Origin of the sequence: Pseudomonas monteilii NBRC 103158 = DSM 14164, from assembly GCF_000730605.1 — a bacterium.
Classification (GTDB): Bacteria; Pseudomonadota; Gammaproteobacteria; order Pseudomonadales; family Pseudomonadaceae; genus Aquipseudomonas; species Aquipseudomonas monteilii.
Map to the genome: position 1 here is coordinate 1 of NZ_BBIS01000017.1, position 24,244 is coordinate 24,244.

The following is a 24,244-nucleotide window of genomic DNA, read 5'->3' on the forward strand; positions in this document are numbered from 1 at the left end:
GTAACGCCTGTGACAGGCGCGCGCGACCGCCTTGTTTGAACGATACGATATCGAGCCATGCGCCAAGCGTTCGCGCACAAATCCCACAGCTATAATTGGCCCGAAACAAACGTAGGAGCGAGCGCAGCTCGCGATGCACCGCGTGGGCGGCGCTCGATCTGCGCGCCACCTCAACAATCAAGCCGGACGCAGCCGCAAGCTGCGCCACAAAGCCGCGGTCATTAGCACGCTCACCACCGCCCAACCCCAAGCCTGCTGGTTTTCCCAGCCTTCCACAAACAACTGTGGCGCCACGCCGGCCCCGACAATGAACGCCAGCAACGCCACCTCGGCACGCCGTGCCCGTACCGGCCACAGCACATAGACCAGCGCTGGCAACGCCAGCGCCGCACTGGGGAAGCTGCGGTAGCGCGGGTCGAACACCATCGCCAGCATGCTCACCGCTGCGGCGAAGCCCGCCGCCAGCAACAGCCAGCCTGCCCGTGCCTGTAGCCAGGCGAACAACCGCTCGCGCCAGCCGGCCCGCTGGGCCAAGGCCAACAGCGCGTGGGCCAGCACCAGCAGGTTCAGCCCGGCCAGCGCCACCGCCCATACCCACTCCCAGGCAAAGCGCGCATGGGTGCGCATCAGCTCACCCCACAATCCCAGGCATCCGGCGCCAAACGCCGCCAGCAATGGCAGCAGCAAGGCTGCCTGAACCGTTGCGGGGCGCCCGGCAAGTAACAGCATGGCCAGCATCAACAATGCACTGGCCAGCAACCACTGCGGCCAGTAATGCAGGTTGCTCACCGGCCCCTCCAGCACGCCCTTGTCCTGCCGGTCTGCATCGTAAAGCCCCCAGTAACCGCCGACGGCCCCCTCGTTGGCGCGCTTCCAGGGTTGGTCGAATGCTTCGATCAGGTTGTAGCGCCAGCCGTTGCTCTCAGCCATGGCCACAAAGCCGCGAATGAAACGCGCCTCGTTGACCCGGCTGGGCACTGCGGTCTCCCGCTGGCGCCCTTCGCTGGGCCAGCCGGTTTCGCCAATCAGGATGTCTTTGGGGGCGAAGCGCGTGCCGAACACCCTGCGCACATCGGCCACATGGGCCAAGGCTTCGTCGATACCGCGAGGGTCGTCTTCCCAGTAGGGCAAGAGGTGGATAGTCAAGAAGTCCACCTGCGGCGCTACCTGCGGGTGCTGCAGCCAGAATTCCCATACATCCGCGTAGGTCACCGGCACCTTCACCTGGCTCTTCACACGGGCGATCAGCGTGGCCAGGTGTGCGCCGGTCACCTCTTTGCGCAGCAAGGTTTCGTTGCCGACGATCACCGCGCTGACCACATCCGGGTTGGCGTTGGCGGTGGCAATCAGCAGGTCGATTTCCCTGTCGGTATCGGCCGGGTGGGCGTTAACCCAGGCACCCAGCATCACTTTCAGGCCATGCTTGCGCGCCAGCGCGGGGATTGCCTCAAGACCGGTCATGGAATAGGTACGGATGCACTGGAATCGCTCAGCCAGCAACGCAAGGTCGGCGTCCATCCGCGCCGGGCGCAGGCGAAACGGCTGGTCATAGGGCGACTGGTCCTTGTCGAACGGCGTGTAGGACGCGCACTGCAACTTGTGCGTCGGGCTGGCCGCATCCGGCAGGTGCGCCGGCTTGCCAAGCCCGTACCAGAGCCCTGCAAGCCCCAGCAGGGCCAACAGGCAGGCAAGCAGGTACAACGGCAACAGCAGGCGGGCAGAGCTGGGCATCGGGCGGTCCATCGTCAGGGGCAAAAGGGTAGATAGTAGCCCGGCGCCAAAGCTTTGGCATGCAAGGATCGCGCAGGCCGGCGTAAGCCGATGGCGCTAATGGCACAGTGCTGTCGCATATGAGGCGGCTACAGGTCGCAGCTGGATCAGGTCGCCCTGTGTTGCAGGCAGATGATGCAATCTCCTAGACCTGACGAGGGGATGCTTTGATGGCTGCTATGAAAAGAATGCGACGTTTCCTGGGTGTGGGCACCGCCCTGGTAATGGCCATGAGCGCTGCACAGGCAATGGCTAAAGAAGTAAGCATCGGTTACGTGGATGGGTGGGCCGACAGCGTGGCCACCACCAACGTGGCTGCAGAAGTGATCAAGCAGAAGCTCGGCTACGACGTGAAGTTGCAGGCCGTGGCCACGGGCATCATGTGGCAGGGTGTGGCAACCGGCAAGCTCGATGCCATGTTGTCGGCCTGGTTGCCCGTCACCCATGGCGAGTACTGGACCAAAAACAAGGACAACGTGGTCGACTACGGCCCCAACTTCAAGGATGCCAAGATCGGCCTGATCGTGCCCGAGTACGTCAAGGCGGTGAGCATTGCCGACCTCAAGACCGACAGCAGCTTCAAGCAGAAGATTGTCGGCATCGACGCCGGCTCCGGCGTAATGCTCAAGACCGACCAGGCCATTAAGGACTACGACCTGACTGGCTACAAGCTGCAGGCAAGCTCCGGTGCGGCCATGACCGCAGAGCTGGGCCGTGCCTATGCCAAGCAGCAGTCGATTGCGGTCACTGGCTGGGTACCGCACTGGATGTTCGCCAAGTGGAAGCTGAAGTTCCTCGAAGACCCGAAAGGCGTGTATGGCGCGGCGGAAACCGTGAACAGCATCGGCAGCAAGGAACTGGCGACCAAGGCGCCGGAAGTTGCGGAGTTCCTGAAGAAGTTCAACTGGCAGTCCAAAGACGAGATTGGCGAGGTGATGCTGGCGATTCAGGAAGGGGCCAAGCCTGAAGCAGCGGCCAAGGATTGGGTGGCCAAGCACCCTGATCGCGTGAAGGAGTGGACTGGCAAGTAAATGCGCTTGGCGTTGTACTTTCAGCGCCTGTGAGATCGAGCGCCGCGCGGGCGGCGCTCGATCTTGCAGGCGCTGAAAGAGCAACGGCAAGCACCTTTCAGCCCTCACCCATTCAGCTCTTTGTTTCAAATCCGGTAAAACACCGTTGCATCTAAGACTAAGGTCGTCTGGTTGCCGTCCAACAGCCGCATAAAGTAAGGGCGTGGGTTTCATCCCCTACCTGTGCTGCTAGGACAAAAACAATGAACGACAGCATTTACCTCTCGATACAAAACAGCCCCCGTTTCAAGGAGCTGGTCACCAAACGCGAACGGTTCGCCTGGATTCTCTCGGCGATCATGCTCGGCCTGTACTGCGCCTTCATCCTCCTGATTGCCTACGGTCCTCAAGTACTGGGCGCCAAGCTCAGCCCTGAGTCGTCGATTACCTGGGGCATTCCTCTGGGCGTCGGCCTGATCGTTTCGGCATTCGTCCTGACCGCCATCTACGTACGCCGCGCCAACGGCGAATTCGATGAGCTGAACAAGGCCATCCTGAAGGAGGCGCAACAATGATTCGCCACGCCAAAACCCTGGCCGTACTGGCCTGCGGAGCCTTCGCACCCGCCGTGTGGGCTGCCGATGCCCTGACCGGCGAGGTGCAGAAACAACCGCTGAACGTTTCCGCCATCGCCATGTTCGTGGCCTTCGTCGCCTTCACCCTCGGCATCACCTACTGGGCCTCTAAGCGCAACAAGTCAGCGTCGGACTACTACGCTGCCGGCGGCAAGATCACTGGCTTCCAGAACGGCCTGGCAATTGCCGGCGACTACATGTCGGCCGCCTCGTTCCTGGGTATTTCCGCGCTGGTGTTCACCTCTGGCTACGATGGCCTGATCTACTCCATCGGCTTCCTGGTCGGCTGGCCGATCATCCTCTTCCTGATTGCCGAACGCCTGCGCAACCTGGGCAAGTACACCTTCGCCGACGTGGCCTCGTACCGCCTCGGGCAGAAGGAAATCCGCACCCTGTCGGCGTCCGGTTCGCTGGTGGTGGTGGCGTTCTACCTGATCGCCCAGATGGTCGGTGCCGGCAAGCTGATCGAGCTGCTGTTCGGTCTGGACTACCATGTGGCGGTGATCCTGGTGGGTATCCTGATGTGCCTGTACGTGCTGTTCGGCGGCATGCTGGCCACCACCTGGGTACAGATCATCAAGGCCGTGTTGCTGCTGTCCGGTGCCAGCTTCATGGCGCTGATGGTAATGAAGCACGTGGGCTTCGACTTCAACACCCTGTTCTCCGAAGCCATTAAGGTACACGCCAAGGGCGAAGCGATCATGAGCCCGGGTGGCCTGGTCAAAGACCCGATCTCGGCGTTCTCGCTGGGCCTGGCGCTGATGTTCGGTACCGCAGGCCTGCCGCACATCCTGATGCGCTTCTTCACCGTCAGTGACGCCAAGGAAGCGCGCAAGAGCGTGCTGTACGCCACTGGCTTCATCGGCTACTTCTACATCCTCACCTTCATCATCGGCTTTGGCGCCATCCTGCTGGTCAGCACCAACCCGGACTTCAAGGACGCCGCTGGCGCCCTGCTGGGTGGTAACAACATGGCGGCGGTGCACCTGGCCAATGCCGTGGGTGGCAGCGTGTTCCTGGGCTTCATTTCGGCGGTCGCCTTCGCCACCATCCTTGCGGTGGTTGCCGGCCTGACCCTGGCCGGTGCCTCGGCGGTGTCCCACGACCTGTACGCCAGCGTATGGCGCAAGGGCAAGGCCAACGACAAGGACGAGATCCGCGTATCGAAGATCACCACCGTCGCCCTGGGCGTGCTGGCGATCGGCCTGGGTATCCTGTTCGAGAAGCAGAACATCGCCTTCATGGTGGGCCTGGCGTTCTCCATCGCGGCCAGCTGCAACTTCCCGGTGCTGCTGCTTTCGATGTACTGGAAAAAGCTGACCACCCGCGGCGCGATGATTGGTGGCTGGCTGGGCCTGGTAAGTGCGGTGACGCTGATGATCCTCGGCCCGACCATCTGGGTGCAGATCCTCGGCCACGAGAAAGCCATCTACCCGTACGAGTACCCGGCGCTGTTCTCGATGGCCATTGCCTTCGTCAGTATCTGGTTCTTCTCGGTTACTGACAAGTCCAAGGCTGCTGACGATGAGCGTGCGCTGTTCTACCCGCAGTTCGTGCGTTCGCAAACGGGCCTGGGTGCCAGTGGGGCGGTGTCTCACTAATGCTTGAACGCTGATACACAACGCCCCGCCAGTCGGGGCGTTGTCGTTTCTGGCTGATCGTCTTTCAAGCCGTTGGGAAATTTCCGAGGCCCGTTCGGAACTGTCCTAGTTAGCGGCGAGCTGCAAAGTTGAACAATCTCCTTGCTCACCGGAAAGGTCCGGTAGGCATTACTTTGCCAAGGAGATAACCCCCCGTGAAACGTTCGCTGCTTGCCCTGCCCCTGACCCTGCTGTTTGCCGGTGCTGCCTTTGCCGTTGACCCTATCGAGAAGCAAGTGCAAATCGTCGCGCAGGTGCCGACCGATGCCTTCTTCGTCGAGCCAGTCGGCGGCAACTGGATGAACGATCCGCAAGAAATGGCCTGGAACTCCTATCAGCAAAAACTCGACCCGATCCGTAAGGAACTGCAGGTCAAGAGCACCGTCGGCCCGATCACTGCCTACCTGGTATCGCCGGCAGTGATCGCCAGCGGTACCCACAACATCGGCCTGGACGTGACAGTGGGCGATACCGTCCTGAAGACAACGCCAGCTGAGGTCGTCAGCGCTGCGCAAGCGGCCTCGGGCGCCACCGTCGGTTTCAACGTCGCGGCCCAGGCGGCCCCCTCGACCGGGTATGAGCCAGGCAACTACCAGGGCTTGGTGAGCATGATCTTCGAAACCGCTGCGCCTTGATTCCGCCCCCAGCGTTCATCACCGTTTCCTGCACCGGCCTTCGCTTCTAGCGAGGGGCGGGCAGGTCTTGCCTGCAAGCGATGCCCATGACCGATCACTCTTTCATCGCTGCCACACGCTGCCGGCTGACGCTGGCTGCCATCCTTGCTCTATGGTCCGTAACAGGCCCAGCAGTGAGTGCTACCTTGGGTGCGGCCGAAGGATTGCCGAAGGAATTCGAGGCGCATTTCTTCGACGTGCCATTGGCCGTTCGGGTCGACTTGGATGGCCGCTACTTGGGCGACGCTATGGTAGTCCTCGACCGCGATCAGCGTGTGCAGCTACTTGAATTCACCGACACCCTCGAAAGCCGCGAGCCCGAAAGCCTGCGCCGCCGCTGGCGGGAGCGGCTGGCCAATCCTCGATACCTGGGGGATTGCCGGGGAGACTGCCCTGACGGCTTGCGTGCCGTGCATTACAGCCTGGTCAATTCGCAGTTGTCTTTGCTGACCGACCAGGCCGAAGTGTCCGGCACCGCTGAGCGCTATCACCGCCTGCCAGAGCAGGGCAGCCATGGCCTGCTGTTGCGCAACCAGCTCAACCTGCTCAATGACGGCCAGGCCACCAGTGGCCGCTATGCCTTGCAAGGGCAGGGCAGTGTCGGGCAATGGACCGCCTTGGCCGAAGGCCAACTCGACCGTGGCAGTGACAACCGCCAGGGCACCCGCTACCGGGTCGACCAGCTGTATGGTGAGCGCCTGGTAGAGGACCATTTTTACCGCTTGGGGTATTTCACCCCTGGCGCTCAAGGGTTGACCCGCCAGCCCAGGCTGATGGGAGCCAGCCCCGACACCACCGTGGGGGTGATGTTCGGCAGCAGCGACAGCTTGCTGATTGACGGCGCCGCGCCCAGTGCCACGCCGATCTATGTCACCCCCAACCGCCCGGCAATCGCCGAAATCTATCGAAACGGCGTGCTGATCAACAGCCAGCCCGTGCAGCCCGGTTTGCAGACACTCGACACCAAGGTGCTGCCGGGCGGCATTTACGAAGTCGAGGTCCGCCTGGTTGAAGATGGCCAGGAAAGCTCGCGCAGCCAGGCGTTCATCTACAAGCCAGGCAACTGGCGCAGCACCGATGCCCCTTGGCGCTATAACCTGTACCTCGGCCAGCAGACCAGCCAGTTCAGCAACTGGCAGCATGACAAAGACGACACCCTGGCCGCCGGTGTGCTGGCCAATTACCTGCTGCACCCACGCGCAGTCGTTGGGTTGTCTGCCCAGCGTATCGACGATGCCATGCAGTACGGAACTTCGCTGGACTGGGACGTGCGCGACCGCTTCAAAGTGTATGGCAATCTGTTCCAGGCCCAAGGCCATGGCAACGGCTACGACCTGCAACTGATCCACGCCTATGCGAGTGGTTCGCTGGTCGCCAGCCATAGCCGCAGCTGGCTGGTCCGGCCCGAGTGGGACCGACGCGACGGTCAGCCCACACAGCCGTTTCAGACGCGCCAGACGCAATCGTCCTTGTCACTTAGCCACCGGCTGGACCCACGTAACACCGCCAGCGTGCGCCTGTCCCACAGCAGTGGCGGTGACGCCGGTACCGGTGTCGACCTGGGCTGGTCCTACTTCGGCCATCTGCTCGGCTCCGACGCCAACTGGCGCCTTTCACTGTTCGACCGCCCCGGCAACAGCGCCACCGGCGATGCCCGCAGCCGTGGCGTCAACCTGAGTTTGAGCATGAGCCTGGGTGGCAGTGGGCGGCGTGTCTCGGCCAGTGTAGGCAGCCGCACATCACGCGATGGCGGCCGTGATCTCAACACGTCGCTTGGCTATCAGCAGGACGTCGAACTTGGGCCTCTGCGCAGCGTTGGCGCCACCCTCAGCGCCGATCGCTATGGCGCCGGGCTGGGGGGCGATACGCAGTTCGAGAGCCAAGTGCTGCATGGCGATGCCTATGTGCAGCGTTCCTCGTACAACGGTGACTTCAGCGGTGGCCTTAACCTGGAGAGCCTGGTGGCCATCGGTGCCGGCAAAGCTGCCGTCAGTGGCCAGTACCTGCCTCACCAGGCAGCACTGATCGTTGATGTAGACAGCGACATTGACGGCCTGAAGTTGCGTGCCGACGATGCACTGGGCGCCAAATTGCACCCTGGGCGCAACATCATCCCGGTGACGCCTTACAAGGCCGGGCATGTGCAATTCGATCTCGACGATGGCGATACCACGGCGGCGGTGATCCAGCCGTCGAGCATGGATTATCACCTTAACCGTGGGGGCATCGAATACCGCCAGCTGCGTGTGTTGCGCACGGTGACCGTACTGGGGCGTTTGCTCGATGCCCAAGGGCAGCCCCTGCGTGGCGCGCAGGTGGTCAACCACGCCAGCCGCAGTGTCAGCGAGGCCGATGGCTTTTTCGCCGTGGAAATGAGCCACACCACACCCACTCTGGATGTTCGCCTGCGCGGCCAGGCGCTGTGCCTGCTGCGCCTGGACCTGGCCACTTTGCCTCGTGAAGGCGACGTGCTGTTGGCCGGCGATCAGCGTTGCTTGCCTGAGTACGCGACGTCGGTGGGCATGGCGGGGGAGCCAGCCCAATGAATACCGGCAGCCGCTTTTCCGAAGGCGTTTTCAGAAACGTCCTACTGCTTTCGTCGTGGCCGCTAGCTGCGCTGAGCAATAACCTAACCCAATGGACCCAGGGAGCTTTGCAATGAGAGTGCCCCAGATACTGGCCATCGCACTGTTGGCCATGCCGCTGGCTGCAGCGGCCGCCCCCGAGCTGAATATAGGTGGCTTGTACGACTACCTTGACGGCAACAAAAGTACCCTGCTCAAGAAGGTGCGCAATGGCGGCGACAGCACGGCGTTCGTCAAGGTCAGTGTCGTCGAGCTGGTGTATGACGAAGCTGGTGTAGCGCGGGAGATCGACACCGAAGGCCTGCCGCTGGAGCAACGCGGCCTGGTCGCTAGCCCCGCCCGGCTGATCGTGCCGGCCAAGGGCATGCAGGCGGTGCGCCTGCTGTATCGCGGCTCGCGGGCCGAGGAGCGCTATTTCCGCCTGCGCTTCATGCCCGTGTTGCCAGAGTTGGGTGACGGGTTTGCTGTGGACGAGCAGCAGGCACAACAGTACCGCGACAGCCTCAGGGCGGGGGTGAATTTGCTGGCCGGTTTTGGTTCGCTGCTGTTCGTCAGGCCTGCGCAGGCGCACTACCACACGCCGGTCCGGCGGGAGGGCGGGTTGTTGACCGTGGCCAACGAGGGCAATGCCACCGTGGTGCTTGACCATTTCCGTCAGTGCCGCGCGCCGCAGGAGGCGTGCGAGCCGGCCACCAAGCATCACTTGCTGCCGGGCCGTAGCCGCCAGTTCGAGGGGGATGTCGCGCGTATCCACCAGTTCGAGCTGCACGAAGGTGACCAGCGCACGGCCATGGTAATGGAGCGATGAAGGTGTTGATGAACCGACTGGCGCGTACCTGGCTGGGGGGCGCACTGTGGTTTGTCACGCCTGTCGTCATGGCACTCGACGTGACGATCACGGCGCAGTATCTGGGCGGGGGTACGGGGCGCTTCGACAACACCACCCCGCCAGGCGGGCTTTGCAGCAGTTGGGGCAATGCCTGCAGAAACCGTACTACGGTGACATTACCCATCACCTATGACAAGAAGACCACCAAGGGCGCTGTTGATCCACGCGATCATTTCTATGTCAGTTTGCCGGCCAGGCGCGAGGTTGATGTCTATCACGACATCACGGGAGAGTCGCGTCGCCTTACGTTCGAGTGGACTGCGCTTAGTCAACACGTGCAGACCAGCGGCTCTATTTATGATCACCCGCTTTATAATCGGATACTCAGTGGGGGGTGTCGTGAGCGTGGGTACGTTTCCCAAATGCGGCCTGCCAAAGTCAGCTATCTTTGGGACGTCGAGCAGCCGACTGCGCCTTCGCCTTGCTGGAGTTATAGTCGCACAGCCCCGGAAGGACGAGTGGAAGTCGCCTCGGTGCTGGAGACCAGCGTCGCCTATGAAATGACCACCACACCCCCTTTTCGCATGCCCAGTGGCACTTATCGCGGCAGCCTGACCTACAGCATCGGCCCAAGGGGGGACTTTGACTTTGGCAACGATGTCACTGCCCTGAGTGGCAGCAGCCTGACCGTAAATTTTGTGCTCGACGTGCAGCACGCCTTCCTCTTCGAGTTCCCGCCTGGCTCCGAGCGCGCGGTGCTTGAACCGCCAGGGGGCTGGCAAGCTTGGTTGGCCGGCGGCAAGCCACCGCAGCGGCTCAATCGCGACCTGCCATTCAGGGCCTGGTCGACAGGCCCGTTCAAGGTTTACAAGCTCTGCCAGTACGATGTGGGTCCCGAGTGCGGGATTCGCAACGAGCACAACGACCAGGTGCCGGTACTGGTCGCACTCACGCTCCCAGGGGGTATCCAGCACGCGGGGGGGCAGGTTGAACGCCTTGCCCTGCCAAGCGGCGCTCAGGCGGCGCTGCAGTTCGACGCTGTGACACCGACCCTCAACCGTCGCGGCCAGTTGCATTTCGACGTTGAACGTAGCCAGGTGCAAAATATGCTGAGGCATCCCGGCAGTACCTACACCGGACAGGTAACCGTCGTATTCGATGCTGAACTGTAGGCATCACCAACGAGAGAGGCACCATGCACACAGCCCTGGTGGTCGATGACCACCCCTTCATCCGTGCCACCGTCTGCATGCTGCTGCGCCAGCAGCGTGTGCAGGTGGTCGGCCAGGCAGACAACGGCATAGACGCCGTGCGCCTGGTGCGCGAGCTGGTGCCGGACCTGGTGATCCTCGACATCGCGATGCCAGGCCTGGACGGGTTGGAAGTGATCGCCCGTATCAAGGCCTGCGGCCTTTCGTGCAAGGTCGTGGTGCTGACCTCGCAACTGGCCGAGGCGTACTCGCTGCGTTGCCTGCAGGCCGGTGCCGCAGGTTATGTGGCCAAGACCGATGACCTGGACGAACTGGGCAAGGCCGTCGCTGCCGTGTTGTCGGGCTTCACTTATTACCCCGAAGTGGCCATGAGCTCCGTGTGCAGGCAGGACCTGCGCGCCAGTGAGGCCCAGTGCATCGCCAGCCTCACCGACCGCGAATTGACGGTGCTGCTGTACCTGGCCCGTGGCTATGGCAACAAGGCTATCGGTGAAGCCATGCTGTTGAGCAACAAGACCATCAGCACCTACAAAACGCGCCTGCTGGAAAAGCTCAGGCTCACTTCGGTCATTGACCTGGCGGATTTCGCACGCCGTAACCAACTGATCTGAACGTGCATTTGCGTGACCCTGAAGCCATGTCGTTGGCGTTGATCCATGTCGTTGCGTGTACTGGTGGTAGATGATGCGTTGATCAACCGCTTGTTGCTGTCACAACAGCTCGATCATATCGGGCATCAGGTTCAACTGGCCGAGGACGGCGCACAGGCGCTACGCCTGTGGCTCGGTGGTCATTTTGATGGGGTGATCACCGACTGCGGCATGCCTCGGCTTGACGGGTATGCCCTGGCGCGCGCCATCCGTGAGCACGAGCGGCGAAGTGGCCGGCCACAGTGCCGGGTTATCGGCATGACGGCTACGGTTACACCCGCAGTTCGGGCGCGTTGCCGCGCAGCCGGGATGGATGACTGCCTGCTGAAGCCGCTGAGCCTGAAGCGCCTGGTGCAAACGTTGGCCCCGATCAGCCCTGCAGTGCTCGACATTGAACATGTGCAGCGCCTTGTGGGTTACGACAAGGCAGCACTGCACGCGTTACTGGAAGCGTTGCGCACCAGCAACGTTCAAGACTTTCAGCAACTGAGCAAGTTACAGGAGAACGTTGAGGCCTTGGGCCAACTCGCCCATCGCATCAAAGGGGCTGCGCGCATCGCCCGCGCCAGGGAAGTGGTTTACCAATGCGAGCGCCTGGAACGCCAATGTAGCGACAAGACGCTCGCACCCGTCGACCTGAAAAGGGACGTGGAGGCACTTCGCCAAGCGATGCTGTACCTCGATCGCCAACTGGCCTCACACGCCCTGCGGTCAAATCATGCCGAGTAACAGGAGCACCAGCAGAATCACCAGTATCACGCCCACGATGCCCGAAGGGCCGTAGCCCCAGCTGCGCGAGTGTGGGAAGACCGGTAAGCCACCAATCAGCAGAAGGATCAGGATGATGATGAGAATCGTGGTCATGACGGAATCCTTGCATGGTTGAGGGTCAAGGGCCTCTGACGGCTGGCCTCTTGTAAGTAAAGACCGGCGCCGCGAGGGAAAGATTCCATTTGTGTGCAGCCAGGCAGGTGTAACTGACCATGCAGTCATGCCCACCCATTCACTACCCTGATGAACCCTGCCTGTCCGCCTGGTCTTGATTAGACTCGCTGCACAACCACTTGGAACAAGGCCAGCCACCATGCAAAAACGCATCATGATCACCGGCGCCGGGTCCGGCCTCGGCCGCGAGATCGCCCTGCGCTGGGCGCGTGAGGGCTGGCGCCTGGCGCTGGCCGATGTCAATGAGGCCAGCCTGCGCGAAACACTTGCGCTGGTCCGCGCCGCTGGCGGCGATGGCTTCGTTCAGCGCTGTGACGTGCGTGACTATAGCCAGCTGACAGCCCTGGCCCAGGCCTGCACCGAGCAGTTCGGCGGTATCGACGTGATCGTCAACAATGCCGGTGTTGCCTCGGGCGGGTTCTTTGCCGAACTGTCGCTGGAAGACTGGGACTGGCAGATCGCGGTCAACCTGATGGGCGTGGTCAAGGGCTGCAAGGCCTTTTTGCCGCTGCTGGAGCGCAGCAAGGGCCGCATCATCAACGTCGCCTCCATGGCTGCGTTGATGCAGGGCCCAGGCATGAGCAACTACAACGTGGCCAAGGCCGGCGTGCTGGCCCTGTCTGAAAGCCTGCTGGTGGAACTGCGCCAGCTGGAGGTGGCGGTGCATGTGGTGTGCCCCTCGTTCTTCCAGACCAATCTGCTGGACTCGTTCCGTGGCCCGAACCCGGCGATGAAAGCGCAGGTTGGCAAGTTGCTGGAAAGCTCGCCGATCAGCGCGGCGGACATTGCCGAGTACATCTACCAGCAAGTCGCTGCTGGCGACTTCCTCATCCTGCCTCACGAGGCAGGGCGACAGGCCTGGCAATTGAAGCGTCAGGCCCCGGAGCGGCTGTATGACGAGATGGCCGAAATGGCCGTAAAAATGCGGGTAAAAGCGCTGCCTCGATGAATCTACTGTAGGAGAAGTTACCCCGAGATGTAGGGTTCTTCTGAATAGCGGTGGAGCTATTGAGTAGCCGAATACTTACGCGTCAGGCTCCGTTTTTCCCTTTCGCTGGAGGAACGGAACATGCTGGTAATTGGGCGCGAAGTCGGCGAGATCATCGTGATCGGTGATGACATTCGGATAATGGTGGTAGATACCCGGGATGGGGTCGTGCGCTTTGGCGTCGATGCCCCGCGTGAGGTGCCGGTGCATCGGGCCGAGGTGTACAAGCGCATCAAAGCGGCGAAGCAGGGCAAGGCCTGACCCGCTATTCCAGTAGCTCACGGGGCACGTCATGCTTGGCCAGCAACTGGCACTGTTGGCTCTCAAGGTCGAACAGGATGAACGCCTGCCCCTTGGCCAATGCCTGGCGTACCCGCAGCACACGGGTTTCCAGTGGGGTATCGTCGCCATTGTCGGTGCCGTCGCGGGTGACGAAGTCTTCGATCAGGCGGGTCAGGGTTTCGGCTTGCAGTTGGTCGTAGGGGATCAGCATGGTAGGTGTTGTCTGAAGTAGGTGTGGGCATGCTACGCGAAACATTCGTTATTTTGGGGCCGCTTTGCGGCCCCAGGCCCCTCAGCCTTTATTGCCAACCAGGCTGTCCACCGCCGGCACCCGCGTGTCGCTCTCCATTTGCGCATCATGCTCCAACTGGTGGCTGAAGCGCTCGAGCGAAGCATTGGCTGGCTGCGAATCGCTGGCGAACACCGGTGGGCTCAACAGGTAAGCCGACAACAACCGGCTGAGTGCCGCCAGGCTGTCGATATGGGTACGCTCATAGCCATGGGTGGCATCACAACCGAATGCCACCAGCGCCGTACGAATATCGTGCCCCGCGGTCACCGCCGAATGGGCGTCGCTGAAGTAATAGCGGAAGAGGTCGCGCCGCACCGGCAGGTCATGGTCGCCGGCCAGTTTCAGCAGGTGCCGGGACAAGTGGTAGTCGTAAGGCCCCGACGAATCCTGCATGGCCACGCTCACCGCATGTTCGCTGGACGCTTGGCCGGGCGCTACCGGGGCAATGTCGATGCCGACGAACTCGCTGACATCCCAGGGCAGGGCGCCCGCCGCTCCCGAGCCGGTTTCTTCGGTGATGGTGAACAGTGGGTGGCAGTCGATCAGTGGCTGCTGACCGCTTTCAACCACGGCCTTCAGTGCCGCCAGCAGCGCGGCTACGCCGGCCTTGTCGTCCAGGTGGCGGGCGCTGATGTGACCGCTCTCGGTGAACTCGGGCAAGGGGTCGAAGGCCACGAAATCACCAATGCTCACGCCCAGCGCCTCGCAATCGGCACGGGTGGCGCAATAGGCATCTAGGCGCACTTCCACATGGTCCCAGCTGACCGGCATCTGGTCGATGGCGGTGTTGAAGGCATGCCCGCTGGCCATCAGCGGCAGCACGCTGCCACGGTATACGCCAGTATCGGTGAATACGCTGACGCGGCTGCCTTCGGCGAAGCGGCTGGACCAGCAACCCACCGGTGCCAGGGCCAGGCGGCCATTGTCCTGCAGCTGGCGCACGCTGGCACCGATGGTGTCCAGGTGGGCGGATACGGCACGGTCGGGGGAGGTTTGCCGGCCTTTGAGGGTGGCGCGGATGGTACCGCGCCGGGTCAGCTCGAAGGGGATGCCCAGCTCGTCCAGGCGTTCGGCCACGTAGCGAACGATGGTGTCGGTGAAGCCGGTGGGGCTGGGGATGGCGAGCATCTCCAGCAGCACGCGTTTGAGGTAGTCGAGATCGGGTTCGGGATGTCGGTCGGACATGGTCGGGGACTCCTTTAATCCTGTGCTGGCCTCTTCGCGGGCTTGCCTGCGAAGAGGCCATCAGCAGTTACGCCAAAGGCCGGCTATGCGGAAACAGCAAGTCGATGAATCGCTCGGCCGTGGGCTGCGGTTCATGGTTGGCCAACCCGGCACGCTCGTTGGCCTCGATGATCACGTACTCCGGCTGCCCGGCATCGCGCACCATGAAGTCCAGCCCCACCACCGGTATCTCCAGTGCCCGCGCAGCGCGCACGGCAGCGTCGGCCAGTACCGGGTGCAGGCGTTCGGTCACGTCTTCCAGGGTGCCGCCGGTGTGCAGGTTGGCGGTGCGCCGCACGGCCAGGCGCTGGTCGGCGGGCAATACGTCGTCATAGCCAAAGCCTGCCGCCCGTAACGTGCGCTCGGTTTCATCGTCCAGCGGAATGCGGCTTTCACCAAAGGTCGCCGCCTGGCGACGGCGGCTCTGGGCATCGATCAACTGGCGGATGCTATGCCTGCCATCGCCCAGTACCTGAGCCGGGTGGCGGATGGCAGCGGCCACCACTTCGTAGCCGATCACCACGATGCGCAGGTCGAACCCGGCATGAAAGCTCTCCAGCAGCACGCGGCTGTCAAATTGACGGGCGTGCGCCACGGCGCGGGTGATGTCGTCGATGCAGGTCAGGTTTACCGCCACGCCCTGGCCTTGCTCACCATCCACCGGCTTGACCACCACTGCGCCATGCTCGTCGAGAAACGCCAGGTTGTCGTCGGCATTGCCCGCCAGCTGCTGCGCCGGCACCTGCAGCCCGGCGTTGTGCAGTGCGTGCCGGGTCAGGCGTTTGTCCTGGCACAGGGTCATGGTCACGGCGCTGGTCAGGTCACTGAGCGATTCGCGGCAGCGAATGCGCCGCCCGCCCAGGCTCAGGGTGAACAGGCCGCCAGCGGCGTCGTCTACCTGCACGTCGATACCCCGGCGCAGGGCCTCGTCAACGATGATGCGGGCGTAGGGGTTCAGCTCGGCTTCAGGGCCCGGGCCCAAAAACAGCTGCTGATTGATGCCGTTCTTGCGCTTGACCGCGAAGGTGGGCAGGTTGCGAAACCCCAGTTTCTGGTACAGGCGCTTGGCCTGGCGGTTGTCGTGCAGCACTGACAGGTCGAGGTAGGCCAAGCCCCGGCTCATGAAGTGCTCGATCAGGTGGCGCACCAGCACTTCACCCACGCCGGGGCGGGTGCATTGCGGGTCCACTGCCAGGCACCACAGGCTGCTGCCGTGCTCCGGGTCGTCGAAGGCCTTGGCGTGGTTCAGGCCCATGACGCTACCGATCACCGCGCCGTTGTCTTCGTCTTCGGCTAGCCAGAACACCGGGCCGCCCAGGTGCCGGGGGGTGAGCAGCGCGGCGTCCACCGGCAACATGCCGCGTGCTTGATACAGGGTGTTGATGGCCTGCCAGTCGGCCGGGTTCTGTGCCCGGCGTACGCGAAAGCCGCGGAACACCCGCTGCGCCGGACGGTAGTCGGTGAACCACAGGCGTAAGGTGTCGGACGGGTCGAGAAACAGCTGCTGCGGCGCCTGGGCCAGCAACTGCTGTGGCGCGGCCACGTACAGGGCGATATCGCGTTCGCCGGGGCGTTCGTCCAGCAGGTCATTCGCCAGGCTGACCGGGTTGGGGTAGGTGTGGCCGATCAGCAGTCGGCCCCAGCCACAATGCACGGCACGTGGCTGGTCGTGGGGCTGGCTGCCGTCGCCAGCCAGGCGTGCCTGCAGGCGCTCGTAGGACGGCGCCTGGCCGCGCAGCAGGCGCTGACCGTAAGCGATTTCATGGGCTTTCATCGGTCAGATTCCTTGTTCGCTCAGCCACAGGTTAAGCGCCGCCAGTTGCCACAGTTTGGAGCCGCGCAGCGGGGTAAGCTGGCCATGCGGGTTGCTGAGCAGGCGGTCGAGCATGGGCGGGTTGAACAGCCCTCGGTCCTGGCTGGGGTCGGTCAGCAGCTCGCGCACCCAACCCAGGGTGGCGCCTTCCAGGTGCTTCAGGCCCGGTACCGGGAAGTAGCCCTTCTTGCGGTCGATCACCTCATGCGGGATCACCCGTCGCGCTGCCTGCTTGAGCACCTGCTTGCCGCCGTCGGGCAATTTGAAGCGCGCCGGAATGCGCGCCGACAGTTCCACCAGGCGGTAGTCGAGGAACGGTGTGCGTGCCTCCAGGCCCCAGGCCATGGTCATGTTGTCCACGCGCTTGACCGGGTCGTCCACCAGCATCACCGTGCTGTCCAGGCGCAGCGCCTTGTCCACTGCATCCCGGGCACCGGGGCGGGCGAAGTGTTCGCGTACGAAGTCGCCGGCAGCGTCGGTTTCCAGTAGCCAGGGCGCCTGCACGGTGTCGCGGTACTCGGCGTGGCTGCGGTCGAAGAACGCGTCGCGATAGGCGGCATAGGCATCCTCGGCGCCGTCCACCTGCGGGTACCAGTGGTAGCCGGCGAACAGCTCGTCCGCGCCCTGGCCGCTTTGCACGCCCTTGCAATGCTTGGCCACTTCCCGTGACAGCAGGTAGAAGGCGATGCAGTCGTGGCTGACCATCGGCTCGCTCATGGCACGGAACGCGGCCGGCAGTTGGTCGATGATCTCGTGTTCGGCAATGCGCAGCTGGTGGTGGCGTGTGCCGTAGTGTTTGGCGATCAGGTCGGAATACTGGAACTCATCGCCACGTTCGCCGCCAGCGTCTTCAAAGCCGATGGAGAACGTCGACAGGTCGTCCACGCCCACTTCGCGTAGCAGGCCGACCAGCAGGCTGGAGTCGACCCCGCCGGACAGCAGTACACCCACGTCCACTGCAGCACGCTGACGGATGGCCACAGCGTCGCGTGTGGCGTCGAGCACGCGGGTGGTCCAGCCTTCCAGGTCCAGCTCGCGCTCGTCCGGGTTGGCGCCGTATTTCAGCTGCCACCAGGTCTGTCGTTCCACTTCGCCATGGCAGTCGATACGCATCCAGGTGCCGGGCTCCAGCTTCTGCACATTGGCCAGCAAAGTGCGCGGTGCCGGTACCACGGCGTGGAAGTTCAGGTAATGGTTGAGCGCCACCGGGTCGAGCACCGGGTCGATGTCGCCTCCCTTTAGCAGGGCCGGAAGGGTCGAGGCGAAACGCAGGCGCTCGCCGTTGCGTGACAGGTACAGAGGTTTGACGCCCAGGCGGTCGCGGGCCAGGAACAGGCGCTGGTTGTCGCGCTCCCAGATGGCCAGCGCGAACATGCCGTTAAGCTTGGGCAGCAACGCCGCGCCCCAGGCGTGGTAACCCTTCAGCAGCACCTCGGTATCGCCGTCGGACCAGAAGGTATAGCCCAGGTCCTGTAGCTCCTGGCGCAGTTCAGGGAAGTTGTAAATGGCACCGTTGAAGGCCAGTGACAGGCCCAGCGTGTTGTCGACCATCGGCTGCGCCGAACCGTCGGACAAGTCCATGATTTTCAGGCGCCGGTGGCCCAGGGCGATCGGGCCCTGGCTATGGAAGCCCCAGGCATCCGGGCCTCGTGGGGCCAGGTGATGGGTAATGCGCTCTACCGCAGCCAGGTCGGCTGGGCGAGGGGCTTGGTCGAGGGGGGTGAAACGTAACTCTCCTGCTAATCCGCACATAGGTCCTTACCGGTTTTTCCGTTGGGGAGGGGGTGCCCCGGATTAGGGCACCTTAAGGAACTGACCTATGTGCTTTTTGAGAGTTTTAGAACGATTTGTTATATGAGGTTCAGAGGGTAGGTGCTTGCCGTGAGCTTTGTGGTGTTGCGCAAATCGAGCGCCGCCCGCGCGGCGCTCGATCTCACAGGCGCAGCAAATCCGTCGGCAAGCCCCCGATGCAATCACTTACCCCGAATCAGCTTACGCAACGCAAACCGGTTCGGATGACAAGCCTCCGCCACTGCCCGCGGCAACGGCAACGGTTCCCCGCATACCCAAGCCGCCACCAGCTCGCCACTTAGCGGCGCCGTGATCAACCCGCGCGACCCGTGCCCGCTGTTCACATACAACCCCTCCAGCCAAGGGCAGGCCAAATCCGGCACCTGACGCGCATCCCGGCTCAGCACCGCATAGGCCTGGGCAAACGCCTGCACATCAGCTACCGGCCCCACGATCGGCAGGTAATCCGGGCTGGTGCAACGGAAGGCTGCGCGCCCCTGCAACTGCTCAGGGGCCAACTCGGCTGTGCCCAAGCGCTGCGCCAGGTCGACGGAAATCTCGTCCAGCAGCGCCAGGTTGCCCTGGTGTTCGGCAACCGTTGGCGCCAGGTCTTCGCTGTGGAAGTCGAAGCTTGCGCCCAAGGTATGCTCGTTCCCGCGGGGTGGCGCTACATAGCCCTCTGCGCATACCACCGTGCTGAGCATGCGGCTGCTGGCAGTGGCCGGCAGCCGGGTAATCTGCCCGCGAATACGTTTGAGCGGCAACTGTGCGCAAGGCTCGAAACGCCGAACGTCGGCGGCACCGGCCAGGATAACCACAGGCGCACTGGCCAGCAGGCGTTCACCCGCCCAGGCTTGCCACTGGTCATCCACCTTGCGCAGCTCAAGCACTTCCTGATGTGTCATCAGCTGAATCCCCGGGTGCTGCAACTGCTGCTGGCACAGGGCAGGCGGGTGTACCCAACCGCCTTCGGGGTAGAACAGGCCGCCGGCAGGCAGGGCCACACCGGCAATGGCTTCGGCCTCGGTGCGCGCCAGGGTGTGTAGCAAGGCGTGGTCGAAAGCGGCAGCCAGTTTGCCCTGGCGTTCGGCCTCTTTGCTGTCGAAGGCCAGTTGCAGCACCCCGCAGGCATCCCAGTCCCGACCACGCTGCAAGCGCTCGAGTTGGCGACGGGTGTAGCCGAAGCCGGACAGGATCATTTGCGACAGCGCGGTGCCATGCGCAGACAGCTTGAGGTACAGCACCCCCTGCGGGTTGCCCGAGGCTTCCCGGGCCGGTGCATCGTGGCGTTCCAGCACGGTCACCTGCCAGCCACGCCGGGCCAGGCTGGCAGCGGTTGTGCTGCCAGCGAGCCCGGCTCCGATCACGAGCGCTTCACGCGGCCCAGAAATGCCCGGCGGGCGTGCATACCAAGGCGCATTGGGGCCGGGCCGGGGGCCGACGTAAGCGCCGCTCATCACTTCCCACTTCTTGCCGATGCCCGGCACCTTCTTCATGGCGAAGCCGGCTTCGACCAGGCTGCGGCGTACCCAACCCGTGGTGGTGAAGGTGCCCAGTACGGTGCCTGCGTGCGACAGCCGCGCCAGTTGCGCAAACAGCTCCGGGGTCCACATGTCAGGGTTCTTCGCCGGGGCGAAACCATCGAGGAACCACACATCGATCTGCGCATCGAGCTGCGGCAGCTGTTCCAGTACATCACCGACCAGCAGCGTGAGGGTGACCCTACCCTCGGCGAAGGTGAATTGCTGGAAGCCCTGGTGAACCGCCACGTATTGCGCCAGCAGCGGCTCGGTGTAGGCGGCAAGCTCCGGCCACAGGTGTACTGCGCGGGCCATGTCGGCCAGGCTGAGTGGGTATTTTTCGACGCTGACGAAGTGCAGGCGCGCGTTGCTGTGCGCGTGTTCATCAAACAGCTGCCAAGCGCAGAAAAAGTTCATGCCAGTGCCAAAGCCGGTTTCGCCGATCACCAGGCTGGCGTGCGGGGCCTGGTTGGCAAAACGCTCGGCCAGGCGGGTCTGGCCGAGGAACACATGCTTGGTTTCTTCGATGCCTTCGTTGACCGCGAAGTAGACGTCATCGTATTGCCGCGAGTGGGGACGGCCCTGGTCGTCCCAGTCGATCTGGGCGTGCTGGAGGAGGGTGGACATGGTTGGCTCGGTTGCAGCAGATGGGCGGGATTTTATGCCATCTGGTGATTTTGCGCAGGCACAGGCGGCCCACAAATCCGCTAGTCTTGCTTATCCATTGAAGGAGCCAGTGCATGTTTGAATCCGCCGAAATCGGCCACAGCATCGACAAGGAGGCTTACGACGCCGAGGTACCCGCTTTACGCGAGGCCCTGCTCGAAGCCCAGTACGAACTCAAGCAGCAGGCGCGTTTCCCGGTGATCGTGCTGATCAACGGCATCGAAGGTGCCGGCAAGGGTGAGACGGTAAAACTGCTCAACGAGTGGATGGACCCGCGCATGATCGATGTGCTCACCTTCGACCAGCAGACCGACGAAGAGCTGGCTCGCCCGCCAGCCTGGCGTTATTGGCGGGCCTTGCCCCCCAAAGGGCGGATGGGCGTGTTTTTCGGCAACTGGTACAGCCAGATGCTGCAGGGGCGGGTGCACGGGGTATTCAAGGATGCCGTGCTCGACCAGGCCATCATGGGCGCCGAGCGTCTGGAGCAGATGCTGTGCGATGAAGGTGCGCTGATCATCAAATTCTGGTTCCACCTGTCCAAGAAGCAGATGAAGGCGCGGTTGAAATCGCTCAAGGACGACCCGCTGCACAGCTGGAAGATCAGCCCGCTGGACTGGCAGCAGTCCGAAACCTACGACCGTTTTGTGCGCTTTGGCGAGCGCGTGCTGCGCCGCACCAGCCGCGACTATGCGCCGTGGCATATCATCGAGGGCGTCGACCCGAACTACCGTAGCCTGGCGGTAGGGCGCATCCTGCTGGAAAGCCTGCAAGCCGCGCTGGCCCACAACCCCAAGGGCAAGCACCAGGGCAACGTGGCCCCGCTGGGCCGTAGCATCGACGGCCGCAGCCTGTTAGGTGCCCTGGACATGACCCAGCGGCTGGACAAATCCGACTACCAGGAACAGCTCGTCACCGAACAGGCCCGCCTGGCCGGCCTGCTGCGCGACAAGCACATGCGCAGGCACGCGTTGGTGGCGGTGTTCGAAGGCAACGACGCTGCCGGCAAGGGCGGCGCCATCCGCCGGGTGGCGGCGGCGCTGGACCCGCGTCAGTACCGTATCGTGCCGATTGCCGCACCCACCGAAGAAGAACGCGCGCAGCCTTACCTGTGGCGATTCTGGCGGCATATCCCGGCACGCGGCAAGTTCACCATTTTCGACCGATCCTGGTATGGCCGGGTGCTGGTCGAGCGGGTGGAGGGCTTCTGCAGCCCGGCCGACTGGATGCGCGCCTACAGCGAGATCAACGACTTTGAAGAGCAGTTGGTGAATGCCGGCGTGGTGTTGGTCAAGTTCTGGCTGGCGATTGATCAGCAGACCCAGCTGGAACGGTTCGAGGAGCGTGAGCAGATTCCGTTCAAGCGTTACAAGATCACCGAGGACGACTGGCGCAACCGCGACAAGTGGGACGACTACGTCCAGGCCGTAGGCGACATGGTCGACCGCACCAGCAGCGAGATCGCGCCGTGGACGTTGGTAGAGGCCAACGACAAGCGCTGGGCGCGGGTTAAGGTGTTGCGCACCATCAACCAGGCGCTTGAGGCGGCGTTTGCCAAGGACAAAAAATAGCTGAAGTGCTCGGCTGCCTGTACCGGCCTCTTAGCGGGCAAGCCCGCGAAGAGGCCGGTACAGGTTATAGGTGGTTCAGCCTTTACCACCCGGTGCCAGCATGTTCTCCGGCCTTACCCACTGGTCGAACTGCTCATTGGTCAGGTACTTCAGCTCCAGCGCCGCCTCGCGCAAGGTCTTGCCCTCGCTATAAGCCTTCTTGGCAATCTCCGCCGACTTGTCATAGCCAATATGCGGGTTAAGCGCCGTCACCAGCATCAATCCGCGCTCCAGGTGCGCGGCCATCTGCCCGGCATCCGGCTCGATACCCGCCACGCAGTGCTCCTGGAAGTTGCGACAGCCATCCGCCAGCAACTCGATCGACTGTAACAGGTTATGGATGATCACCGGCTTGAACACGTTCAGCTGCAAGTGCCCTTGGCTGGCGGCAAAGCCGATGGCCGCGTCGTTGCCCAGCACCTGGCAGGCCAGCATCGACAACGCCTCGCACTGGGTAGGGTTGACTTTGCCCGGCATGATCGAGCTGCCGGGTTCGTTGGCTGGCAGGCGCACTTCGGCCAGCCCGGCGCGCGGGCCGGAGCCGAGCAGGCGCAGGTCGTTGGCAATTTTCATCAGGGCCACGGCCAGGGTTTTCAGGGCGCCCGCCAGGCTGGTCAGCGGTTCGTGGCCGGCGAGGGCGGCGAATTTGTTCGGCGCAGTGACGAACGGCAGGCCGGACTCCGCCGCCAGCTCGGCAGCGATGGCTTCGGCAAAACCATGCGGTGCATTAAGGCCGGTACCCACGGCGGTGCCGCCCTGGGCCAGCTCGCAGACTGCCGGCAGGGTGGCGCGGATGGCTCGCTGGGCGTAATCGAGCTGGGCAACGAAGGCCGAGACTTCCTGGCCGAAGGTGATTGGCGTGGCATCCATCATGTGCGTGCGGCCGGTCTTCACCAGCTTTTGGTGGCGCGCTGACAACTCGGCCAGGCCCGACGACAGGTCGGCGATGGCCGGCAGCAGTTTTTCATGCACTGCCTGGGCGGCAGCAATGTGCATGGCGGTGGGGAAGCAGTCGTTGGAGCTTTGCGAGCGGTTGACGTGGTCGTTGGGGTGTACCGGCGCCTTGCCGCCACGGCCCTTGCCGGCCAGTTCGTTGGCGCGCCCGGCAATCACTTCGTTGACGTTCATGTTGCTCTGGGTGCCGCTGCCGGTTTGCCAGACGACCAACGGAAACTGGTCGTCATGCTGGCCATCCAGCACTTCGTCGGCGGCCTGCTCGATCAGCCGGGCGATGTCGGCCGGCAGGTCGCCATTGCGGTCGTTGACGCGTGCAGCGGCCTTCTTGATCAGCGCCAGGGCGTGCAGCACCGCGAGGGGCATGCGTTCCTTGCCAATGGCGAAGTTGATCAGCGAACGCTGGGTTTGCGCACCCCAGTAGGCGTCCTCCGGAACTTCGACCGGGCCCAGGCTGTCTGTCTCGATACGGCTCATTCTGTACTCACTCCTGTGTAGTTCGAATTCGCAGTTTAGGCCCTGAATCGACAGAGCGGTTCCGTCGCTCGTCGTGCCACTTGAGCACATCGCCACCACGGCGCAGAATGCTCTACTCTGAGGTTCCCGCCTCCCTCTCTTTGAAGGAAATGCAATGACCCGTCTCCGTGTCCTTTGTGCCGCCGTTGCCCTGGTTTGCGCCAGCGGCCAGGTGCTCGCTGCCACCGCCAGCCATAACGCTGCTGCCGAGAAGTTCCTGACCCTGGCCAACGCCGACAAGCTGGGCGCCCCGGTGTACATGCAAGTGCAGCAGATGTTCGCCCAGCGCTTCGCCCAGACCAAGGCCCCGGCCGCCAAGCAGCCGGTGCTGGAAAGCTACCAGGCCAAGGCCAACGCCGCACTGGACAACGCCATCGGCTGGAACAAGCTGAAGCCGAAGATGGTCGACCTGTACACCCAGACGTTCACCGAGCAGGAACTGAAAGACCTGGTCAAGTTCTACGAATCGCCGCTGGGCAAGAAAGTGCTGCGTGAAATGCCCAAGGTCACCCAGCAATCGGCCCAGCTGACCCAGCAAAGCCTGGAGCCAGCAGTACCGGTGGTGAACAAGCTGCTGGAAGACATGACCAAAGAGCTGGACCCGAACGCTGGCAAGGCCGCCGCGCCGGCGAAGAAGTGAGT

21 protein-coding genes are annotated in these 24,244 nt (G+C 63.2%); 13 read left to right on the plus strand and 8 right to left on the minus strand.

The genetic code is table 11. The features are described 5' to 3' along the window. Positions 1-177 precede the first annotated feature (177 nt). Positions 178-1,743, minus strand: coding sequence for a glycoside hydrolase family 17 protein (locus PM2_RS09750; RefSeq protein ID WP_016715533.1), 1,566 nt, complete (start codon positions 1,741-1,743; stop codon positions 178-180). Positions 1,744-1,940: 197 nt separating this feature from the next. On the opposite strand from PM2_RS09750, the gene PM2_RS09755 reads away from it, so the two are divergent. From PM2_RS09755 to PM2_RS09795, 9 genes are all read left to right on the plus strand, one after another. Then, positions 1,941-2,801, plus strand: coding sequence for a glycine betaine ABC transporter substrate-binding protein (locus PM2_RS09755; RefSeq protein ID WP_016715534.1), 861 nt, complete (start codon positions 1,941-1,943; stop codon positions 2,799-2,801). A gap of 242 nt (positions 2,802-3,043) precedes the next feature. Then, positions 3,044-3,355: a DUF485 domain-containing protein gene (locus tag PM2_RS09760; protein ID WP_016715535.1), complete on the plus strand. Its 312-nt coding sequence runs from the start codon at positions 3,044-3,046 to the stop codon at positions 3,353-3,355. Beyond that, the gene (locus PM2_RS09765; protein ID WP_016715536.1) at positions 3,352-5,016 is read left to right on the plus strand and encodes a cation acetate symporter; all 1,665 of its coding nucleotides are present in this window, start codon (positions 3,352-3,354) and stop codon (positions 5,014-5,016) included. The genes PM2_RS09760 and PM2_RS09765 overlap by 4 nt, the downstream gene beginning before the upstream one ends. 194 nt (positions 5,017-5,210) lie before the next feature. Further along, a complete protein-coding gene (locus PM2_RS09770; protein ID WP_016715537.1) occupies positions 5,211-5,690 on the plus strand; it encodes a CS1 type fimbrial major subunit in 480 nt (159 codons plus the stop codon). Between the two features lie 86 nt (positions 5,691-5,776). After that, positions 5,777-8,275 (plus strand): CS1-pili formation C-terminal domain-containing protein, encoded by a 2,499-nt coding sequence (locus tag PM2_RS09775; protein WP_028698682.1) that lies wholly within the window; start codon positions 5,777-5,779, stop codon positions 8,273-8,275. Positions 8,276-8,387: 112 nt separating this feature from the next. Further along, complete coding sequence (locus PM2_RS09780; protein WP_028698681.1) at positions 8,388-9,122, plus strand: pilus assembly protein; 735 nt, start codon at positions 8,388-8,390, stop codon at positions 9,120-9,122. Then, a complete protein-coding gene (locus PM2_RS31165) occupies positions 9,119-10,315 on the plus strand; it encodes a hypothetical protein (RefSeq protein ID WP_169739393.1) in 1,197 nt (398 codons plus the stop codon). Before PM2_RS09780 ends, PM2_RS31165 begins: the two co-directional genes overlap by 4 nt. Before the next feature lie 23 nt (positions 10,316-10,338). Then, a complete protein-coding gene (locus PM2_RS09790; protein ID WP_016715541.1) occupies positions 10,339-10,965 on the plus strand; it encodes a response regulator transcription factor in 627 nt (208 codons plus the stop codon). Between the two features lie 45 nt (positions 10,966-11,010). Then, on the plus strand, positions 11,011-11,733 hold the full coding sequence (locus PM2_RS09795; RefSeq protein WP_016715542.1) for a response regulator: 723 nt from the start codon (positions 11,011-11,013) through the stop codon (positions 11,731-11,733). Here PM2_RS09795 and PM2_RS29905 read toward each other — a convergent pair. After that, positions 11,716-11,868, minus strand: coding sequence for a DUF3309 family protein (locus PM2_RS29905; RefSeq protein WP_016715543.1), 153 nt, complete (start codon positions 11,866-11,868; stop codon positions 11,716-11,718). The genes PM2_RS09795 and PM2_RS29905 overlap by 18 nt on opposite strands. Positions 11,869-12,088: 220 nt before the next feature. On the opposite strand from PM2_RS29905, the gene PM2_RS09805 reads away from it, so the two are divergent. Together PM2_RS09805 and csrA are read left to right on the plus strand one after the other, a co-directional pair. After that, positions 12,089-12,898, plus strand: a complete 810-nt coding sequence (locus PM2_RS09805; RefSeq protein ID WP_016715544.1) for an SDR family oxidoreductase — start codon at positions 12,089-12,091, stop codon at positions 12,896-12,898. A 120-nt stretch (positions 12,899-13,018) separates the two neighbouring features. After that, on the plus strand, positions 13,019-13,198 hold the full coding sequence (csrA, locus tag PM2_RS09810; protein WP_016715545.1) for a carbon storage regulator CsrA: 180 nt from the start codon (positions 13,019-13,021) through the stop codon (positions 13,196-13,198). A gap of 4 nt (positions 13,199-13,202) precedes the next feature. Here the strand turns inward: csrA and PM2_RS09815 are convergent, their stop codons facing one another. From PM2_RS09815 to mnmC, 5 genes are all read right to left on the minus strand, one after another. Then, positions 13,203-13,430, minus strand: coding sequence for a YheU family protein (locus tag PM2_RS09815; RefSeq protein WP_004575803.1), 228 nt, complete (start codon positions 13,428-13,430; stop codon positions 13,203-13,205). An 81-nt stretch (positions 13,431-13,511) separates the two neighbouring features. Beyond that, the gene (locus PM2_RS09820) at positions 13,512-14,696 is read right to left on the minus strand and encodes an osmoprotectant NAGGN system M42 family peptidase (protein ID WP_016715546.1); all 1,185 of its coding nucleotides are present in this window, start codon (positions 14,694-14,696) and stop codon (positions 13,512-13,514) included. 67 nt (positions 14,697-14,763) lie between these two features. Further along, positions 14,764-16,509, minus strand: coding sequence for an N-acetylglutaminylglutamine synthetase (ngg, locus tag PM2_RS09825; RefSeq protein ID WP_028698680.1), 1,746 nt, complete (start codon positions 16,507-16,509; stop codon positions 14,764-14,766). A gap of 3 nt (positions 16,510-16,512) precedes the next feature. Then, on the minus strand, positions 16,513-18,300 hold the full coding sequence (locus tag PM2_RS09830; protein WP_028698679.1) for an N-acetylglutaminylglutamine amidotransferase: 1,788 nt from the start codon (positions 18,298-18,300) through the stop codon (positions 16,513-16,515). A gap of 221 nt (positions 18,301-18,521) precedes the next feature. Continuing rightward, entirely contained in the window at positions 18,522-20,486 is a 1,965-nt protein-coding gene (gene mnmC, locus PM2_RS09835; protein WP_016715007.1) for a bifunctional tRNA (5-methylaminomethyl-2-thiouridine)(34)-methyltransferase MnmC2/FAD-dependent 5-carboxymethylaminomethyl-2-thiouridine(34) oxidoreductase MnmC1, read from the minus strand. A 113-nt stretch (positions 20,487-20,599) separates the two neighbouring features. Between mnmC and pap the strand changes: the two genes are divergently transcribed. Next, positions 20,600-22,093 carry a polyphosphate:AMP phosphotransferase gene (gene pap, locus PM2_RS09840; protein WP_016715008.1) on the plus strand — a complete coding sequence of 498 codons (1,494 nt, stop codon included), beginning with the start codon at positions 20,600-20,602 and terminating at the stop codon, positions 22,091-22,093. 75 nt (positions 22,094-22,168) lie between these two features. Here the strand turns inward: pap and PM2_RS09845 are convergent, their stop codons facing one another. Then, on the minus strand, positions 22,169-23,563 hold the full coding sequence (locus PM2_RS09845; protein ID WP_016715009.1) for a class II fumarate hydratase: 1,395 nt from the start codon (positions 23,561-23,563) through the stop codon (positions 22,169-22,171). A gap of 154 nt (positions 23,564-23,717) precedes the next feature. Between PM2_RS09845 and PM2_RS09850 the strand changes: the two genes are divergently transcribed. Further along, positions 23,718-24,242 (plus strand): DUF2059 domain-containing protein, encoded by a 525-nt coding sequence (locus PM2_RS09850; RefSeq protein ID WP_028698678.1) that lies wholly within the window; start codon positions 23,718-23,720, stop codon positions 24,240-24,242. Positions 24,243-24,244: the final 2 nt, after the last annotated feature.

What these genes read in the sequence shown, in the direction of transcription:
- ngg (WP_028698680.1), bottom strand. Translation starts at nt 16,509, where the DNA reads ATGAAAGCCCATGAAATCGCTTACGGTCAGCGCCTGCTGCGCGGCCAG.
- PM2_RS09805 (WP_016715544.1), top strand. Translation starts at nt 12,089, where the DNA reads ATGCAAAAACGCATCATGATCACCGGCGCCGGGTCCGGCCTCGGCCGC.
- mnmC (WP_016715007.1), bottom strand. Translation starts at nt 20,486, where the DNA reads ATGTCCACCCTCCTCCAGCACGCCCAGATCGACTGGGACGACCAGGGC.
- PM2_RS09815 (WP_004575803.1), bottom strand. Translation starts at nt 13,430, where the DNA reads ATGCTGATCCCCTACGACCAACTGCAAGCCGAAACCCTGACCCGCCTG.
- PM2_RS09780 (WP_028698681.1), top strand. Translation starts at nt 8,388, where the DNA reads ATGAGAGTGCCCCAGATACTGGCCATCGCACTGTTGGCCATGCCGCTG.
- PM2_RS09830 (WP_028698679.1), bottom strand. Translation starts at nt 18,300, where the DNA reads ATGTGCGGATTAGCAGGAGAGTTACGTTTCACCCCCCTCGACCAAGCC.
- PM2_RS09795 (WP_016715542.1), top strand. Translation starts at nt 11,011, where the DNA reads ATGTCGTTGCGTGTACTGGTGGTAGATGATGCGTTGATCAACCGCTTG.
- PM2_RS09850 (WP_028698678.1), top strand. Translation starts at nt 23,718, where the DNA reads ATGACCCGTCTCCGTGTCCTTTGTGCCGCCGTTGCCCTGGTTTGCGCC.
- PM2_RS09755 (WP_016715534.1), top strand. Translation starts at nt 1,941, where the DNA reads ATGGCTGCTATGAAAAGAATGCGACGTTTCCTGGGTGTGGGCACCGCC.
- csrA (WP_016715545.1), top strand. Translation starts at nt 13,019, where the DNA reads ATGCTGGTAATTGGGCGCGAAGTCGGCGAGATCATCGTGATCGGTGAT.
- PM2_RS31165 (WP_169739393.1), top strand. Translation starts at nt 9,119, where the DNA reads ATGAAGGTGTTGATGAACCGACTGGCGCGTACCTGGCTGGGGGGCGCA.
- PM2_RS09790 (WP_016715541.1), top strand. Translation starts at nt 10,339, where the DNA reads ATGCACACAGCCCTGGTGGTCGATGACCACCCCTTCATCCGTGCCACC.
- pap (WP_016715008.1), top strand. Translation starts at nt 20,600, where the DNA reads ATGTTTGAATCCGCCGAAATCGGCCACAGCATCGACAAGGAGGCTTAC.
- PM2_RS09765 (WP_016715536.1), top strand. Translation starts at nt 3,352, where the DNA reads ATGATTCGCCACGCCAAAACCCTGGCCGTACTGGCCTGCGGAGCCTTC.
- PM2_RS09760 (WP_016715535.1), top strand. Translation starts at nt 3,044, where the DNA reads ATGAACGACAGCATTTACCTCTCGATACAAAACAGCCCCCGTTTCAAG.
- PM2_RS09775 (WP_028698682.1), top strand. Translation starts at nt 5,777, where the DNA reads ATGACCGATCACTCTTTCATCGCTGCCACACGCTGCCGGCTGACGCTG.
- PM2_RS09845 (WP_016715009.1), bottom strand. Translation starts at nt 23,563, where the DNA reads ATGAGCCGTATCGAGACAGACAGCCTGGGCCCGGTCGAAGTTCCGGAG.
- PM2_RS09820 (WP_016715546.1), bottom strand. Translation starts at nt 14,696, where the DNA reads ATGTCCGACCGACATCCCGAACCCGATCTCGACTACCTCAAACGCGTG.
- PM2_RS29905 (WP_016715543.1), bottom strand. Translation starts at nt 11,868, where the DNA reads ATGACCACGATTCTCATCATCATCCTGATCCTTCTGCTGATTGGTGGC.
- PM2_RS09750 (WP_016715533.1), bottom strand. Translation starts at nt 1,743, where the DNA reads ATGGACCGCCCGATGCCCAGCTCTGCCCGCCTGCTGTTGCCGTTGTAC.